The sequence below is a fragment of the Geobacillus sp. LYN3 genome (genome assembly GCF_003064505.1).
Classification (GTDB): domain Bacteria; phylum Bacillota; class Bacilli; order Bacillales; family Anoxybacillaceae; genus Parageobacillus_B; species Parageobacillus_B toebii.
This window is the reverse complement of record NZ_QCWL01000086.1, coordinates 1-343: the sequence shown is the minus strand read 5'-3', so window position 1 is coordinate 343 and position 343 is coordinate 1. Positions and strand designations below refer to the sequence as shown.

The window sequence follows — 343 nt, the reverse complement described above, 5'->3', positions numbered from 1 at the left end:
TCGCTCGAGGGCTTCCTGTGCTTCGGCAAATCCTCTTAACTTTCGCCCTGCCCATTTCTCATTAAAATCTTGGATGGTCAAATACACGACTTTTTCCGCGGCTTCTAAACTGCTCAAACTGTTCATCGGCTTTAGACGTTTCCGAATTTCCTTGATCGTTCGTTCGATGGCATTGGTCGTGTAAATCACACTTCGAATACTGCTTGGATCATCCATAAATGTAAGGAGGACATCCAACTCATTGGCCCAAGATTGAACTTCTCTTGGATATTTGCTGGACCATTTCGACTCAAACTGTTGAAACATTTGTAACGCCATCTCCTTATTCGGCGCGCGATAAATC

Annotated in this window: 1 protein-coding gene; it reads right to left on the bottom strand. The window is 44.3% G+C overall.

The features are described from left to right. Positions 1-343 (bottom strand): transposase (locus DCC82_RS17210; RefSeq protein WP_146177922.1); only part of this gene is annotated, 343 nt, incomplete at both ends.